The organism is Streptomyces sp. NPDC101776, assembly GCF_044766845.1.
Classification (GTDB): Bacteria; Actinomycetota; Actinomycetes; order Streptomycetales; family Streptomycetaceae; genus Streptomyces.
Genome location: NZ_JBIWMV010000015.1, coordinates 168092 through 182990 on the forward strand (window position 1 = coordinate 168092; position 14899 = coordinate 182990).

The 14899-nt window shown below is 70.1% G+C and carries 15 protein-coding genes; 9 read left to right on the forward strand and 6 right to left on the reverse strand.

Going from position 1 to position 14899, the window contains the following annotated elements:
* The first annotated feature begins 47 nt into the window (after positions 1-47).
* Positions 48-668, forward strand: a complete 621-nt coding sequence (locus ACIRRY_RS35740; protein ID WP_403981193.1) for a hypothetical protein — start codon at positions 48-50, stop codon at positions 666-668.
* Here the strand turns inward: ACIRRY_RS35740 and ACIRRY_RS35745 are convergent.
* Positions 646-1461 (reverse strand): hypothetical protein, encoded by an 816-nt coding sequence (locus ACIRRY_RS35745; RefSeq protein ID WP_403981195.1) that lies wholly within the window; start codon positions 1459-1461, stop codon positions 646-648. The two genes, ACIRRY_RS35740 and ACIRRY_RS35745, sit on opposite strands and share 23 nt — an antisense overlap.
* 137 nt (positions 1462-1598) lie before the next feature.
* Here ACIRRY_RS35745 and ACIRRY_RS35750 point away from each other — a divergent pair, with 137 nt between their 5' ends.
* Positions 1599-2261: a response regulator transcription factor gene (locus tag ACIRRY_RS35750; RefSeq protein WP_403981198.1), complete on the forward strand. Its 663-nt coding sequence runs from the start codon at positions 1599-1601 to the stop codon at positions 2259-2261.
* Positions 2258-3601, forward strand: a complete 1344-nt coding sequence (locus tag ACIRRY_RS35755) for a sensor histidine kinase (protein WP_403981200.1) — start codon at positions 2258-2260, stop codon at positions 3599-3601. Before ACIRRY_RS35750 ends, ACIRRY_RS35755 begins: the two co-directional genes overlap by 4 nt.
* A gap of 10 nt (positions 3602-3611) precedes the next feature.
* Here the strand turns inward: ACIRRY_RS35755 and ACIRRY_RS35760 are convergent, their stop codons facing one another.
* The 3 genes from ACIRRY_RS35760 to ACIRRY_RS35770 all read right to left on the reverse strand — a co-directional run bounded on the left by ACIRRY_RS35760 (position 3612) and on the right by ACIRRY_RS35770 (position 5953).
* The gene (locus tag ACIRRY_RS35760; protein ID WP_403981202.1) at positions 3612-4403 is read right to left on the reverse strand and encodes a hypothetical protein; all 792 of its coding nucleotides are present in this window, start codon (positions 4401-4403) and stop codon (positions 3612-3614) included.
* A 173-nt stretch (positions 4404-4576) separates the two neighbouring features.
* Positions 4577-5272, reverse strand: coding sequence for a polysaccharide deacetylase family protein (locus tag ACIRRY_RS35765; protein ID WP_403981204.1), 696 nt, complete (start codon positions 5270-5272; stop codon positions 4577-4579).
* A 39-nt stretch (positions 5273-5311) separates the two neighbouring features.
* Entirely contained in the window at positions 5312-5953 is a 642-nt protein-coding gene (locus ACIRRY_RS35770) for a glycoside hydrolase family 11 protein (protein WP_403981206.1), read from the reverse strand.
* 317 nt (positions 5954-6270) lie between these two features.
* Here ACIRRY_RS35770 and ACIRRY_RS35775 point away from each other — a divergent pair, with 317 nt between their 5' ends.
* Positions 6271-7578 carry a M14 family zinc carboxypeptidase gene (locus tag ACIRRY_RS35775; protein WP_403981208.1) on the forward strand — a complete coding sequence of 436 codons (1308 nt, stop codon included), beginning with the start codon at positions 6271-6273 and terminating at the stop codon, positions 7576-7578.
* 173 nt (positions 7579-7751) lie between these two features.
* On the opposite strand, the gene ACIRRY_RS35780 is transcribed toward ACIRRY_RS35775, so the two are convergent.
* Positions 7752-8363 carry a TetR/AcrR family transcriptional regulator C-terminal domain-containing protein gene (locus ACIRRY_RS35780; RefSeq protein WP_403981210.1) on the reverse strand — a complete coding sequence of 204 codons (612 nt, stop codon included), beginning with the start codon at positions 8361-8363 and terminating at the stop codon, positions 7752-7754.
* A 57-nt stretch (positions 8364-8420) separates the two neighbouring features.
* On the opposite strand from ACIRRY_RS35780, the gene ACIRRY_RS35785 reads away from it, so the two are divergent.
* The 4 genes from ACIRRY_RS35785 (at position 8421) to ACIRRY_RS35800 (ending at position 12206) form a co-directional block, all read left to right on the forward strand.
* Entirely contained in the window at positions 8421-10025 is a 1605-nt protein-coding gene (locus ACIRRY_RS35785) for an FAD-dependent monooxygenase (RefSeq protein WP_403981212.1), read from the forward strand.
* On the forward strand, positions 10010-10765 hold the full coding sequence (locus ACIRRY_RS35790; protein WP_403981214.1) for an SDR family oxidoreductase: 756 nt from the start codon (positions 10010-10012) through the stop codon (positions 10763-10765). The genes ACIRRY_RS35785 and ACIRRY_RS35790 overlap by 16 nt, the downstream gene beginning before the upstream one ends.
* 159 nt (positions 10766-10924) lie before the next feature.
* Positions 10925-11263: a hypothetical protein gene (locus ACIRRY_RS35795; RefSeq protein ID WP_403981216.1), complete on the forward strand. Its 339-nt coding sequence runs from the start codon at positions 10925-10927 to the stop codon at positions 11261-11263.
* Positions 11264-11624: 361 nt separating this feature from the next.
* Positions 11625-12206 (forward strand): Uma2 family endonuclease, encoded by a 582-nt coding sequence (locus ACIRRY_RS35800; RefSeq protein ID WP_403981218.1) that lies wholly within the window; start codon positions 11625-11627, stop codon positions 12204-12206.
* Between the two features lie 108 nt (positions 12207-12314).
* Here the strand turns inward: ACIRRY_RS35800 and ychF are convergent, their stop codons facing one another.
* Positions 12315-13403 carry a redox-regulated ATPase YchF gene (gene ychF / locus ACIRRY_RS35805; protein WP_403981220.1) on the reverse strand — a complete coding sequence of 363 codons (1089 nt, stop codon included), beginning with the start codon at positions 13401-13403 and terminating at the stop codon, positions 12315-12317.
* A gap of 198 nt (positions 13404-13601) precedes the next feature.
* On the opposite strand from ychF, the gene ACIRRY_RS35810 reads away from it, so the two are divergent.
* Positions 13602-14177 (forward strand): DUF6542 domain-containing protein, encoded by a 576-nt coding sequence (locus ACIRRY_RS35810; RefSeq protein WP_403981222.1) that lies wholly within the window; start codon positions 13602-13604, stop codon positions 14175-14177.
* Positions 14178-14899: the final 722 nt, after the last annotated feature.

A 14899-nucleotide genomic window follows, 5' to 3' on the forward strand; every position in this document is an offset into this window, starting at 1 on the left:
CGTGCGGGGCGGCCCGGATTGTCAGTGGCGCCTGCTTTCATGACGTCATGAGCACCGTGCACGAGGCAGCCGCCCTCCTCCCCGACCCCGCGGAACTCCGCGTCCATCTGCGCGCGTTGGCGGTCCTGGATGCGACGATCGGCGACGATCCGCAGTTCGTCGAATACACCTTCGACGCCAACTGGGGCCCCGACGAAGAGGCGGCCCTGATGGACAACGGCTCGGGGGACGACTTCTCCGTCCTCTTCACCCCGGCCGGCGTGCTCATACGCGGCTTCGACCACGAGTCGAAGATGAGCCCGTACGGGACGGACGACGGACAGGTCTGGCCCGGTGTCGTCGACGACGTGCCCGCCGCGCTGCGTCCGTCGCTGGACGATCCCGCGTTCACCGACCAGCACCTGGGCGTCCCCCGCGTCACCGCCTGCCTGTGGCGTGAGACCGGCGACACCGCCTGGCGCACCGGTTCGGCCATCGACTTCCCGGCCGACTACGGGTACGCGGACGGCGCCGACCACCTCTTCCACCTCCTCACCGACCGTTCCCCCGAGAAGGTCCAGGCCCACTTCGAGGACTACTACGAACGCCCTGTCCCCCTCGACGCCGTCCGCCATGTCCTCGCCGGACACCCCGTGACCCCGGCGATCACGACGGCCTTCGGTCGATGACGTCCCTGCGGGTCACCCCGAGATACACCACCAGTCCGAGGATGACCGCCAGGAACAGCACGCTCGTGACGACGGTGCCGAAGCCGAGGCCGCCGTCACCGGTCGGCTGGGAGAGGTAGTCGCCGATCGACGCGCCCAGCGGGCGGGTGAGGACGTAGGCGATCCAGAAACTGCGCACCGCGTCCAGGCCGAGGGCGAAGTGGGCGACCGCGACCGCCCCGATGGCCAGGGCGAACAGGACGGCGGACAGCCAGTAGCCGAGGTTCATGCGCTCGGAGACCAGGTCACCGGCGGCGGTGCCCAGCGCGAAGGTGAACAGCACGGCGAGCCAGTAGTAGGCCTCGCGGCCGGTGGTGTCGATGCTGTGGATGGACAGCGTCCCCTCACGCCGGTACCAGACCATGAACACGACCACGAGGGCGACGGCGAACACCGCGGTGCTCGTCTCCAGCGGCACGCCCATGTTGTCGGTCAGGTTGTCGCTGATGAGCGTTCCCACGACGCTGATCAGCGCCACGGCGAGCCAGTAGACGCCCGCGCTGTAGGCCCGCGTACGGAACTGCACCACCAGCACGACGGCCAGCAGCCCGCTCATCAGCAGCGACACCCCGGTCAGGCCCAGGCCGGCCTTCTCGTTCAGCAGGTCGGCCGCGGTCTCGCCGACCGTCGTGCACAGCACCTTGATGATCCAGAAGTAGGCGGTGACCTCCGGCACTTTGTTCCGGCGCGGCCGAGCGGCACCGGGCAGGGCGGCCCCGGAGGTCTCAGCGGTCTCGGAGGTTTCGTATGTCATGCGGCCCGACCGTGCCAGCGGACACCTGAACGCTTCCTGACCGTCGTACGGCGCGCTCCCGCACCACCATCGTCTACAGTTCCGTAGACCGTCTACAGGATTGTAGTCGCCGTAGTCGTTCGGAGTCAGGGAGGACCATGCGCCGGACCATCCTGGTCGTCGAGGACGATCACGCCCTGCGGGACGTGCTGATGCGCGGGCTGCGGGACGAGGACTACGACCCCGTCCCGGCCCCGGACGGCGCGACCGCCCTGCGCCTGGCCACCGCCGAGGTCTCCGCCGCCGTACTCGACATCGGACTGCCCGACGCCGACGGACGGGACGTGTGCCAGGCGATGCGGGCGAACGGGTTCCGCTCCCCGGTCATCTTCCTCAGCGCGCATCACCGGCTGCCCGACCGGCTGTCCGGGTTCTCGGCCGGGGGCGACGACTACCTGCCCAAGCCGTTCCACCTCGCCGAACTGGCGGCCCGCCTGCGGGCGGCCCTCAGACGGGCGGCGCCCCCGCCCGCCGCCACGGCGGGAGACCTGGTCCTGGACGCCGTCCGGCACACGGTCGACGTCCGGGACACCCGGGTCGACCTGACCCCGACCGAGTTCCGCCTCCTGGCCGCGCTCATGGCGGCTTCCGGCGGAATCGTGAGCCGCCGCGATCTGATCCGGGCGGCCTGGCCAGAAGGGGCCCGGGTCCACGACAACACCCTCGACCAGTACCTGACCCGGCTGCGCCGCAAACTCCGGGAGGCGGGCAGCACCCACACGATCGGCACGGCCCGCGGGGTCGGACACCGGCTGTCATGAACGGGGTCCGTCGCCCGGCCCCCCGGACCCTCCGCGGCCGGCTCTCCCTCGTCGCGCTGCTCACCGCCGCGCTGCTGATGCTGGTCCTCACCGTGGCGTTCAACTCCGTTGCCCGGCACCGCCTCCAGCACCAGGCGGACGACGAACTGCGCACCCGCGCCGCCGCCGTCGCGACGACCGTCGACACCAGGGGTACGGCGGTGCGGGTCCTGGAGAGTGCGAACGACGCGCTCCTCGACGCCAATGTCTGGATCTACTCCGGTCCGCATCTGCTGGAACAGCCGCCCGCCGCAGGCGAGTTGACCCGGCTGACCGACGCGCTGGCCCGGCGCGGCGGGCAGCGGTGCGTCACCGCCACGGTCCAGCGCCCCCTACGGCTCTGCTCCCAGCCGGTACCCGGAGCGAAGAGCCGGGCCACCGTCGTCACCGCGCTGGACCTCTCCCCATACCGGAGTTCGGCCGACACCCTGCTCACGGGCTCACTCGCCCTGGACGCCCTCATGCTCGCCTGCACCTACGCCCTGACCCGGCTGGCGGTCGGCCGCGCGCTGCGCCCCGTCCGCACGATGACCGACCAGGCCACCCAGTGGAGCGCGGTCGCTTCCGAGGAACGGTTCGGCAGCATCCGGCATCCGGCCGAACTCGCCCGGCTCGGCGGGTCGTTGGACGCCCTGCTGGACCGTATCCGCACCCTTCTGCGCTCCGAGCGCCGGCTCACCGGCGAGCTCTCGCACGAGCTGCGCACCCCGCTGAGCCGGATCGTCGCCGAGCTCGACTGGTGGCAGGCCCGCCCCCGCACCGCCGCCCAGACCCGCGCCACCCACCGGGTCATCGCCGATGCCGCCGAGTCCATGCGCACGATCTGCGACACCCTCCTGGACGACGCCCGCGACAGCACCCTCACCGCGCCGGGCACCACCGAGGTCCTGCCGGTTCTGCGCGCGCTGGCCGAAGTGCCGTACGCACCACGCCACTTGACGATCACGGCGGACGGCCCGCACCTCGTGGCCGAAGTCCCGCCCGCCCTCCTCGAACGCATCGTCAGCCCGATCCTCGCCAACGCCTGCCGCTACGCCGTCACCACGGTCACCGTCCGCGCCCACCAGGCTTCCGACGGCGTCCGCCTCGACATCGTGGACGACGGCCCCGGCGTACCGCCCCTGTTCGCATCGCGGCTCTTCGAGCCCGGCCGGCGCGCGGATCCCGGCGACGGGCACGGCGGAGCGGGCCTCGGCCTGCCGCTGGCGCGCCGCCTGGCCCGCTCCGCCGGCGGCGAGGTGACGTACGACTCCGAACACGCCCCAGGGGCACGGTTCGTGGTCAGCCTGCCCGCCGGATGAGAACAGGCACTCACGCCGGAGCGTCGTGCCGTACGTCCTTCCGGGAGACGGCGAGGTAGCCGACGAAGCCGAGGATGGCCACCGTCCAGGCGAGCGTGACCGGCCCAAGTCCCCAGTCGAGACCGCCCCGTTGACGACCGACGGCCATCCAGTCGGCGACGGACGCACCGAGCGGGCGGGTGAGGACGTACGCCGCCCAGAACGCGGCCACCTCGTTCAGCCCGCCCCACCGGTGCGCGAGGGCCGGAACCGCGATCGCGGCGCCGTACAGGAAGGCGGAGCCCAGATAGCCCAGGCCGATCGTGGCGGTGAGGTCCCCGCAGGCCGTGCCCAGCGCGAACGTGGCGAGCACGGTGGCCCAGTAGAAGACCTCGCGGCGCCGGGTGTGGATGCTGTGGATCGACAGGGTGCCCTCGCTGCGGTACCAGAGGGCGAAGACGGCGGCCAGTACGGCCATGAAGAACGGTGTCGAGAGCGCGTACGGCACGCCGAGGCCGACGTGCAGGACGTCGGCGGCCATCGTGCCGAACACGCTGACCATGACGATCGCCGTCCAGTAGATCCAGGCCACGTATCGCCGGACGGCGAACTGCACGGCCAGGGCGGCCACCAGGGCGATGCCGCCGAGGCCGACGGCGGGGATCGGGCCGAACGCATGGGCGAGGAAGTCGGAGGCGGTCTCCCCCATGCCGGTCGTCAGCACCTTGATGATCCAGAAGTAGACGGTCACCTCCGGCACCTTGCTCGCCGCGTGCCGGATGCGGCGCGAAGGCCGGTCGTGAGTGAGGTGATCCGTCGTCATGGCAGGCACGATGACATGGCGAACGGCGGTTGCCCCAGACCCCTTTGCCAGAGCTTGGGGGCTTCCTGTGCATGAGTTGCCCGAGACCCCTCCGAGCCTGAACACAACCTGAAAGCGCAGGTCAATGCCCTGGCCCGAGGGGCATCGGGGTGGTACAGGCGGCGCGGCGGCCGCTATCCGGGGGCGATCGCGCGCCCCGTCTGCGGCGAGATCATCCCCGCGCACAGCCCCCGCGCCGCCAGCCCCTGCGCGATCCGCGGTATCGCCGTGACCGTGTTGGCCGGCCAGTCGTGCATCAGGATGATCTGGCCGTTGGTGAGGCGGCCGGCCGCCGCGACGATCGCGTCGGTGCTCGCGCCGTTCCAGTCCTGCGAGTCGACGTCCCAAATGATCTGCGTCAGACCGTACTTGACCGCCACGGCCTTCACCGTCGCGTTGGTCTCGCCGTACGGCGGGCGGAAGAGCCTGGGGGTGCCGCCGCCCGCGGCCGCGATGGCCTGCTGGGTGCGGGAGAGCTCCGAGTCGATCGTCGCCTGGGTCTGCTGGGTGAGGTGCGGGTGGGTGTAGCTGTGGTTGCCGACCCACATCCCGGCGGTGACCTGCGCCTTGACCTGCGCGGGGTAACTGGCCGCGTACTGGCCCTCGTTGAACATCGTGGCCCGAAGTCCGTTCTGCCTCAGCGCGTTGAGGAGGGTGGGCGTGTTGCCGGACGGGCCGTCGTCGAAGGTGAGCCCGACGTAACCGCCGCAAGTCGCGGCCCGTGCAGGGGTGTTCACACCGATCGCGAGGGTCCCGGCGGCGGCCAGGGCGATGACGGCCAGCCCGGTGATGTGCCGGGTGACCAGGGGTCGTAACGAGGCGGGTTTCATGTGAAGTCGTCCTCCGGCATCGGGAGTTGGGGGATGTGGTCAGCTCACGGTGATGCTGGATTTCCCGCTGCTCTGGTAGCCCTCGGTCGCGAGGATCATGTAGTAGCGGAAGCTGCCGAGCGGCATTCCGGCGCGGGCCCAGGCGTCGAAGTGGTTGCCGGTGGTGATGGTGCCGCCGGTGCGCTTCGTCTGCCGGACGCTCCAGTACTGGTCGAAGGTCTTCGTGCCTTCCACGGAGGGGGCGTTGTACCGCGTCGTCTTGTAGATGTCGTACGTCCCGCCGTCACTGGTGACGGTGCCCTTGTACGTGCCGGTGGGCCGGTAGGTGCCCCAGTTGTCGACGACGTAGTACTCGACGAGCGGGCTCGACGTCCAGCCGTAGAGCGCCAGATAGCCGTTGCCGGACGGGGTGAAGGTCCCCGAGTACGTCACGTTCCGGCGACCGCCGGTGCTCCAGCCCTTGCCGGCGACGAAGTTGCCGGTGTTGCTCCACGTGGTGCCGTAGGCGCCGCCCGAGCCGAGGGTCATGGAGACCGTCCCCGGGGCGTCGGTCCAGAACGAGTAGTAGTAGCCGTTGTTGGTGCCGGTCTGGTTCGTGGTGACGACCGTGTCGGCACGGGCGGTGCCGGGCAGGGTCAGCACGGCCAGGAGGGCCAGCAGCAGTGCGGGTGCCTTTTTCATGGGGGGTGTTTCCTCCTCGTCCTGGAGGCAGCAGGGTCACGTCGGCGTCAGTGTTGGCCTGCCCCTGTCAACTGTCAATAGTTTCGGTGTCGAGTGCGAAATATTCGAAGCCGATCAATGCCGGGCGTTGTGGCTATTTATGCAGCTCATGCGCCACATTCGACATACACGACGGAGGGTTCCCGATGAATAGCGGGAATTCAAGATCCAGCCTTCGAATGATTTCGCTCGAATGTTTCGAAGAATTACCCGATCTTCCGATCCGAGCGTCTCGGGGCGTCATTGACAAAGGTCACACGACTAACACGATGGCTCGCATGACGAACCGTTACCCCACAGTCACCGACGTCACCGAGTCGGCACGGCGGCTGGTCTCCCGGTACCCCGGATCCTGCCGACTGCGCCGGTTCGGCACGTCCCGTGCGGGCCGCCCGCTCCTGCTGCTGTCCGTGGGACACGGACCGCACCACGTCCTCGTGGTCGCCGGCCCGCACCCCGACGAGCCGGTCGGCGGCGCGACAGCTCTCGTGCTCGCGGAGCGGATGGCGCGCGGCGACCACCTGTCCGCGGCGACCGACCCCGCCCTCGTCACCTGGGACATCGTCCTGTGCCTCGACCCGGACGGCGCCGCCCTGAGCGAGGCCGGAACCCAGGGGGCCACGCCCGGACCGGAGGGGGACCCCACCCTCGGGAGCTACTACCGCTCCACCTACCGCCCGATCGCCGCCGAGCAACCGGAATGGGCGCCGATCGTCTCCAGCCGACTCCCGGAGAGCCAGGCCCTGTTCGGGCTCATCGACGAGCTGCGCCCGTTCCTCCAGTGCTCCCTGCACAGCACCGATGTGGGCGGCAGCTGGGTCCAGTTGACCCGCGACCTCCCCGAACTGGCCGCGCCCTTCCGGACATCCGCCGCGGAACTCGGCATCCCCCTCCAACACGGCACGTACGACGCCCTGTTCTGGGAGAACCCCGGCCCCGCGATCTACGTCCTGCCTCCGCCGGACAGCACCGCACGCCTGGCGGCCGGTTCGGAGAACATCGGGGCGTCCACCTGGTGCGCGCCTCCACGGTACGGCGGTGTCACCGCGATCGTCGAAGTCCCCATGTGGGCAAGCGACTTGGCCGAGGACCTGTCCCCGTACCCGGAGGCCGAACGCGCGCTCCGCGACTTCGCCGACCTGGTCCTGACCGGCGGACGCCAGGTGACCGCCGTACTCGACAAGGCACGCGGCTTCCTGCCGGCACCCCAGGACGACCCGCTCAGACGCGTGCTGGAGTGGATGGCCGACGGCCTCTACGACATGGTCGCCACCTCCTGGGAACCACTCGCCCGCCAGTCCGCCGCCGACCCACGGCTGTTGACGACGGCCCAGGTCGCGGCCCTGAACATCGTGGCCCGCCGCCAGCCGATCCGCGCGGCGGGCCTTCTTCTACGACTCCTGCGCGCATCGGACGACCGAGCCGCCCCGGCGCTGTACCGCGAGGTGGACGGGCTGTTCAGCGCGTGGTGCGCGGACGCGGAGGAGGCGCTGCGGGTGCGCTGGGTGCCTGTCCGGCACCAGGTGGAACACCAGGCACGTACGGTGCTGGCCGGCGTGGAGAGCGCGCTGAAGTCCGTCCGTTGAACTCGTTGACGCCGTGAAGTGCGTCCGCTGAACTCGCTGACACCCTGGAGTACGTCCGCTGAACTCGCTGACACCCTGAAGTACGTCCGCTGAACTCGCTGACACCCTGAAGTACGTCCGCTGAAGTCCCGCACGTCCTGAAGTCCGCCCGCCGAACTACCCGCCCCCGCTTCTCACCGCCCGGCGAGCAGCGCCTCCACCCCGAACTCGTACCGTTCCTCGAACGACCCGGGCGCGAGATGCCCGGCCACGCGATGCAGCGCGGGGTGTGTCGCCGGGGAGATCGCGCGCGCCAGGATGTCGCCCAACGGCCGGTGATCCACGGCCTGTTCCTCCTGGGTGAGCCCGAGCGCGAAGTAGACGACCGCCCACGAGGTCCACGCGGCCTCGCGATCACCCAGGCCGCACGCCAGCAACGCCTCGACCAGGCTCTCCGCGAAGGCCAGCGTCATGGGCTCGGCGGCGTACGTGCCGACCAAGAGTGCCGCGCCGTCGCGATGGGACAGCAGGGCGCGACGAAACCGGCGGGCCAGTTCGCGGGCCCGTTCGGCGGGGACCTCCGGGAGGTCGGTGAGCGGGATCTCGCCGAGTACGGCGTCCACCATCAGCTCCAGCATCCGGGCCTTGGTCTTCACATGCCACTGCACGGTGTTGATCCGCACGCCGAGCCGGTCGGCGACCGCGCGCGTGGACACCGCGTCCAGACCCTTCTCGTCCAGGAGGTCCAGCCCTGCGCGGATCACCGTGGCCGGATCCAGTCGGTCGCCCTGTCGCTTGTTGGTCACTGACCTAGTTTACTGCGCCCAAGATTCTAGGTCAGTGACCAAGGAATGGGTGATCTCATGGCCGCGCAGCGGGTCGAAACAGAGCAGGCACAGCGAGTCGAGAACGGGCAGCCCCGACAGACACGGCGGGTCGAATCGCAGCAGGTGGTCATCTCCGGAGGCGGCCCCGTCGGCCTCTGGCTCGCCGCCGAACTGCGCCTGAACGACATCTCCGTCACCGTCCTGGAAACCCGTACCGAGATCGACGACCGCTCCAAGGCGCTCACCGTGCACCCGCGCGGCGTCGAGGTGCTGGCCTCCCGGGGCATCCACCGGCGCTTCCTGGACGAAAGCCTGAAGATCTCGACAGGCCACTTCGCCAACCTCTCCAACCGGCTCGACTTCGCCGTCCTGGACACCCCGTTCCCGTACACGCTCTTCATCCCCCAGGCCCGCACCGAGGCGCTCTTCGAGGAGTACGCCCGCGGGCTCGGCGCCACCGTCCGGCGCAGGCACCGCGTCGCCGGCTTCACCGAGCACGCGGACTCGGTGACCGTGCGGGTGGAGGGGCCCGAGGGGCCGTACGAGATCGAGGCGGAGTACATCGCGGGCTGCGACGGCACCAGGAGCACCGTGCGGGAGGTCGCCGGGATCGAGTTCCCCGGCACGTCCTCGACCTGTCTCGGCTGGCTCGGCGACGTCCTCTTCGACAATCCGCCGGCGCCCGGTTTCAACCGCTTCAACGAGCGCGGCGGGCTGATGGTCGTGCCGCCGCCCGACAACCGGTGGCGCATCGCCGGCACCAGCCCCGACAGCGTGACCACCGAGTGGCCCGGCGACTTCACCTTGGACGAACTGCGCGAGAAGGTCGTCGACATCGCCGGCGACGACTTCGGCATGCGCGACCCGTCCTGGCTCTCCCGCTACGGCAACGCCACCCGGCTCGCCACCCACTACCGGCGTGGCCGCGTCGTCCTCGCGGGCGACGCCGCCCACCAGCACTTCCCCACCGGGGGCGTCGGGATGAACGTCGGTTTCCAGGACGCCTTCAACCTCGGCTGGAAGCTGGCCGCGACGATCGACGGCTGGGCCCCGGACGGGCTGCTGGACAGCTACCACACCGACCGCCACCCGGTCGGCGAGCAGCTGATGGAGCACAGCCGCGCGCAGACCTACCTGTTCCACGCCTTCTCGCCCGAGGGGCTCGCCCTGCGGGACCTGCTGAGCCGGACGGTCCCCGCGTCACGGGAGTTCAGCGACGTACTGGCCGGCCGCCTGACCGCCCTCGACGTCGCCTACCCGAGCACCGACCCCACGGCCCACCCGGTGACCGGCACCCGCGTCCCCGACCTCCCCCTGACCAGCACGGACGGCACGCTGTTCAATACGCTGCGGGCGGACTCGTACGTCCTGCTCGACCTCACGGGGAACGGCGCGCTCGCCGACCGCGCCCAGCGGCGGATCGCCGTGCGCACCGGTACACCTGACCGGACCCGGCCCGCCTGGGCGGACGTACGCGCCGCCCTGATCCGCCCCGACGGACACGTCACGTGGGCCTGGACGGAGGAGGACGACACGAAGCTGAGGGCGCGGGTGGACGCCGTCGTCGCCACGGCCCTCGGCCCTCGGCCCTCGGCCACTAGGTCTGCCAGAAAGGAACCGGATCCATGGACCTCGGACTGAAGAACAGGGTGTACGTCCTCACCGGCGCCACCCGCGGGCTGGGCCACGCCGTCGCCCGCGAACTGGTCGCCGACGGCGCGAAGGTGGTCATCACCGGCCGCGACGAGAAGCGCGCGGCCGAGGCGGCGGCCGAGCTGGGCCCGAACGCGGCGGGAGTGGCCATGGACAACTCGGACCCACGGGCACCACACCAACTGATCGCCACCGCACGGGAGTTGTTCGGCGCCTTCGACGGCATCCTCGTCAGCGTCGGCGGCCCGCCTGCTGGCGACACCGCGGCCACCACCGACGAACAGTGGCAGGCGGCGTTCGAGTCGGTGTTCCTGGGAACGGTACGACTGGCCCGAGCGGCGGCGGCCGAACTGGGGCCCGGCGGCTCCATCGGCTTCGTCCTCTCCGGCACGACCCACGAACCGGCCCCCGGCATGGCCATCTCCAACGGCCTCCGCCCCGGCCTGGCAGGCTTCGCGAAATCCCTCGCGAACGAACTGGGCCCCCGCGGAATCCGCGTCGTAGGCCTCCTCCCGGGCCGCATCGCCACCGACCGCATGCGCGAACTGGACGCCCTGTCCCCCGACCCGGACGCCGGACGAGCCGCGAACGAATCGGCGATCCCGCTCCGCCGCTACGGATCCCCGGAGGAGTTCGGCCGCACGGGCGCGTTCATGCTGTCTCCGGCGGCGTCGTACGTCACCGGGGTGATGGTGTCGGTGGACGGCGGGGCGCGACACGGCTTTTGAGCGACTGCTGAGCGGCTTCGGGGGTGGTCGGTCTTGCGGCGGAGGGCTTGCTCAGGTTCGGGCACTCCGCGTCTCGACGGGCACCCTCGCTGGGCTTTGTCGGCCGCTCGGCCAGATCTCGTTGTCGCGGACCGATACGGAGGGGGGGAAGGGGCGGGAATGATCAGTGGCTACGTGTGGATCCTGCCGACGGTGACCGTCGCCGGCTGGATCGCGTCGTGGTGGGGACCCCGATGGATCCGCTGGAGCCTGCTGTCCGCCTCGGCCGTCGTCTCCGTACTCTGCGTCGCCACCGGGGACGCCGAGAAGGGGCCACCGGCCGACCCGGCCGGCATCGGCTGCTCGCCGCCGCTCGCGTGCATGGACTGGCATCCGGTGTACTGGTTCGAAGCCGGGCTGTTCGGCTTCGTGTGCTGCGTGGTGCTGCTGATCCCCACGGTCGTGGCCGAGGTCGTCCTCCGGTCGGGGAACCAGGGCTCGACGGGTTCACTGGGCTGAGGGGCTTCGGGGGCGGGGGCCGACTCCTGCTTTGACCTCGACCTCGACCTCGAATTCGCCTTCGACTTCGGCTTCGGCTTCGGCTTCGGCTTCGAGGAGGTGGAGTCGGGCCCCATCTGACGTGCGATTTCGGCGGGTTGCTGATGCGGTGTTCGGTGTTGTGTCAACCGCTCATCGGCTCACACGTTGAACCGGAACATCCAATACGACGCTCCCACCTACGGAAACGTCATCTTGGACGGGTCGAGTCAGCGCAGAATCAGCACGGGCGGCAGAGGTTCGCAGGGGGCGGGGAGAGGAGGGTGATTCCGCCGTCGTCGATCTCATGGCCCGGATCTCCCCGATTCGCTACGGTTGAGCCATGACCGCACTGCCCGACTGGATGCGCCCGCCCCGCGCGGAAGGCTGGTTCGCGGAGGACCTGGACCGCCTCCCGGAAGCGCCGCGCCACACCGAGCTGATCGACGGAGCCCTCGTATTCATGATGTCCCCGCAACGGTGGTGGCACGGCCATCTCGTCACGATGCTCACCGTGGCGCTCATGGAGCAGGCGCCGGCCGACGTAAGAGTCGGGCGGGAGATGACCATCAAGCTCGATGAACGCAATCGGCCCGAGCCGGATCTGCTGGTGACGACGGCCGACTTCGACGGTGACCGCACCTGGTTCGCACCGGATGAAGTACGACTCGCCGTCGAGGTGGTCTCCCCCGAATCCGCCCACCGGGACCGCACGGTAAAGCTCCACAAATATGCAGAGGCCGGCATCCCGCACTACTGGCGCATCGAGGACGAGGACGGAGCACCCATCGTCCACGTCTACGAACTTGATGAGCCGACCGCCACCTACGTACCCGTCGGCATCTTCAGGGGCTCACTCCACCGTCCGGTGCCCTTCGAGATCAACCTCGACCTACAGAAGCTGACTCCGCCCCATCGCGGCTGAGTCAGCACCAAGTCAGCACGGGAATGCGGAAGGGGCCGGGCTCACCAGAGCCCGACCCCTTCTGGCCTGCATACTTGCAGAATTTTCTATCTCGCAGTAACGAACCGACTACACATTGAAGCGGAACTCCACCACGTCCCCGTCCTGCATCACATATTCCTTGCCCTCCATCCGCGCCTTCCCCTTCGCGCGGGCCTCCGCGACCGACCCCGTCTCCACCAGGTCGGCGAAGGAGATGACCTCCGCCTTGATGAAGCCCTTCTGGAAGTCGGTGTGGATGACGCCGGCGGCCTCGGGAGCGGTGGCGCCCTTCTTGATGGTCCAGGCGCGGGATTCCTTGGGGCCTGCCGTGAGGTAGGTCTGCAGGCCGAGGGTGTCGAAGCCGACGCGGGCCAGGGTCGCCATGCCGGGCTCCTCGACGCCCACCGACTCCAGGAGTTCCATCGCCTCCTCCTCGTCGAGCTCGGCGAGATCCGCCTCCAGCTTGGCGTTGAGGAAGATCGCCTCGGCGGGGGCGACCAGGGCGCGCTGCTCGGTCTTGAAGTCCTCGTCCACCAGCTCGTCCTCGTCGACGTTGAAGACGTAGAGGAAGGGCTTGGTCGTCAACAGGTGCAGGTCGTGGAGGAGTTCCTCGTTGCCGGAGCCCTGGACGATGCCCTGCGAGAAGAGGGTGTCGCCCCGCTCCAGGATCTCCTTCGCCGCCTCGACCGCGGCGACCTTCGGGCCGATGTCCTTCTTGATGCGCGACTCCCGCTGGAGGCGCGGCAGGACCTTCTCGATGGTCTGGAGGTCGGCGAGGATCAGCTCGGTGTTGATCGTCTCGATGTCGTCCTTGGGCGAGACCTTGCCGTCGACGTGGACGACGTTCTCGTCCTTGAAGGCGCGGATGACCTGGCAGATCGCGTCGGACTCACGGATGTTCGCGAGGAACTTGTTGCCCAGGCCCTCGCCCTCCGACGCGCCCTTCACGATGCCCGCGATGTCGACGAAGTCGACCGTCGCCGGGAGGATCTTCTGCGAGGAGAAGATCTCGGCCAGTTTCGCCAGGCGCGCGTCGGGGACACCGACCACGCCGACGTTCGGCTCGATCGTGGCGAACGGGTAGTTGGCCGCGAGCACGTCGTTCTTGGTCAGGGCGTTGAACATGGTCGACTTGCCGACATTCGGCAGACCGACGATTCCGATCGTGAGCGACACGTTGCGACTTCCCGTACGTGAGAGGCGTGAGAGCGATGAAGGGGGACTGCGGGCTGACGGGGACTGGGCCCGGGGCCGATCAACCAGTCTACGGCGTGAGCCGCCCCGCCCCGGCTCCGCGTCGAACACCTGGCCAAGGTCTGCCCGTCGGCGTGTCTGAGGACCTATTCGGCACATAAACCGACCTAAGTTGGTCCAGTGGAGCAACACAGGACACGACCCCCACAGCCCGGCGCAAGACGCGGGGCCCCGCCCCTGCCCCCGCAGGCGGGCCGGGGCCCGAACGGCGGCCCGGCGCGCGCGACCCGCCCGAACCCGCAGGCACGCGGCACCGCACAGCGCCGTCCGGCGGCCGTACGACGCCCGAGCCCGGCGGCGGCGCAGGCCGTACGGCAACTGCCGAACCCCCGGCTCACCGGGCTCGGCGGCGGTCTGTTCTGCGCGGCCGTGATGTTCGTGCTCGGGTGCGTCGACCTGTTGCTGTTCGGGGCGTCGCTGACCGTGTACGGCGTGCTGTTCCTGCCGGTGTGCGCGTTGACCGCGCTCTGGATCCGCCGGGGTGACCTGCTGACCGCGCCGGTCGTCGTGCCGATCGCCTTCGCCATCGGCCTGTTCCCCGTGGCCGAGGGCAGCGGCGGCCTCGGCAACCGCCTCGTCGGCCTGTTCACCGGCCTCGCCACACAGGCCGGCTGGCTGTACGGCGGGACGCTCGTCGCGGGGCTCATCGCGACGGTCCGCCGGATCCGGCTGCTGAGGCGTCGGCGGCGGGGGTGACTCCCGGGGCGGTATCGGGGCGGTTCAGGTGCGGGTGACTTCTGAGGGGAGTTCCGGCGCGAGTGCTTCCTGGGGCAACTCCGGTCTGGTGACTTCCTGGGGCAGCTCCGGCGCTGGTGCCGGGGGCGGTGCGGGGGCTCTGTGTGTGTGTGGGGGGCGGTTCCTGGTAGCGGTTCCGGGAGTCAGTTCCGGGGCGTATCCGGCGGGGGCTTCCAGAGAGCCGGTTCCGGGGCTGCCCTCCGGGTCAGTCCCGGGGCGGGGAGTCCCGGGTCAGTCCCGGGGCGGGGAGTCCCGGGTCAGCCCCGGGGCGGGGAGTCCCGGGTCAGCCCCGGGGCGGGGAGTCCCGGGTCAGTCCCGGGGGGCAGTCCCGAGGGGGCATTCCCCAGGTCGATTCCCGGACCGGTCCCCGCGTCGACCCTGAGGTCATTTCCGGACAGGTTCGGTCCCGGAACCGGTGACTGACCTGCGGAGCTTGCCGCGTCGACTGAACCGTCCGGGCCTGCACAAACCCGCGTCCGGACCGGCGCAAGCCCCTGTGCCCGGCGACGAGTTCCGCTGCCCATCCACGCAGGTCCGGGCTCGGTCCCGGTCCGGCTCAGATCCGCGTCCGGACCCGCGCAAGCCCCCGTGCCCGGCGACGAGTTCCGCTGCCCATCCACGCAGGTCCGGGCTCGGTCCCGGTCCGGCTCAGATCCGCGTCCGGACCCGCGCAAGCCCCCGTG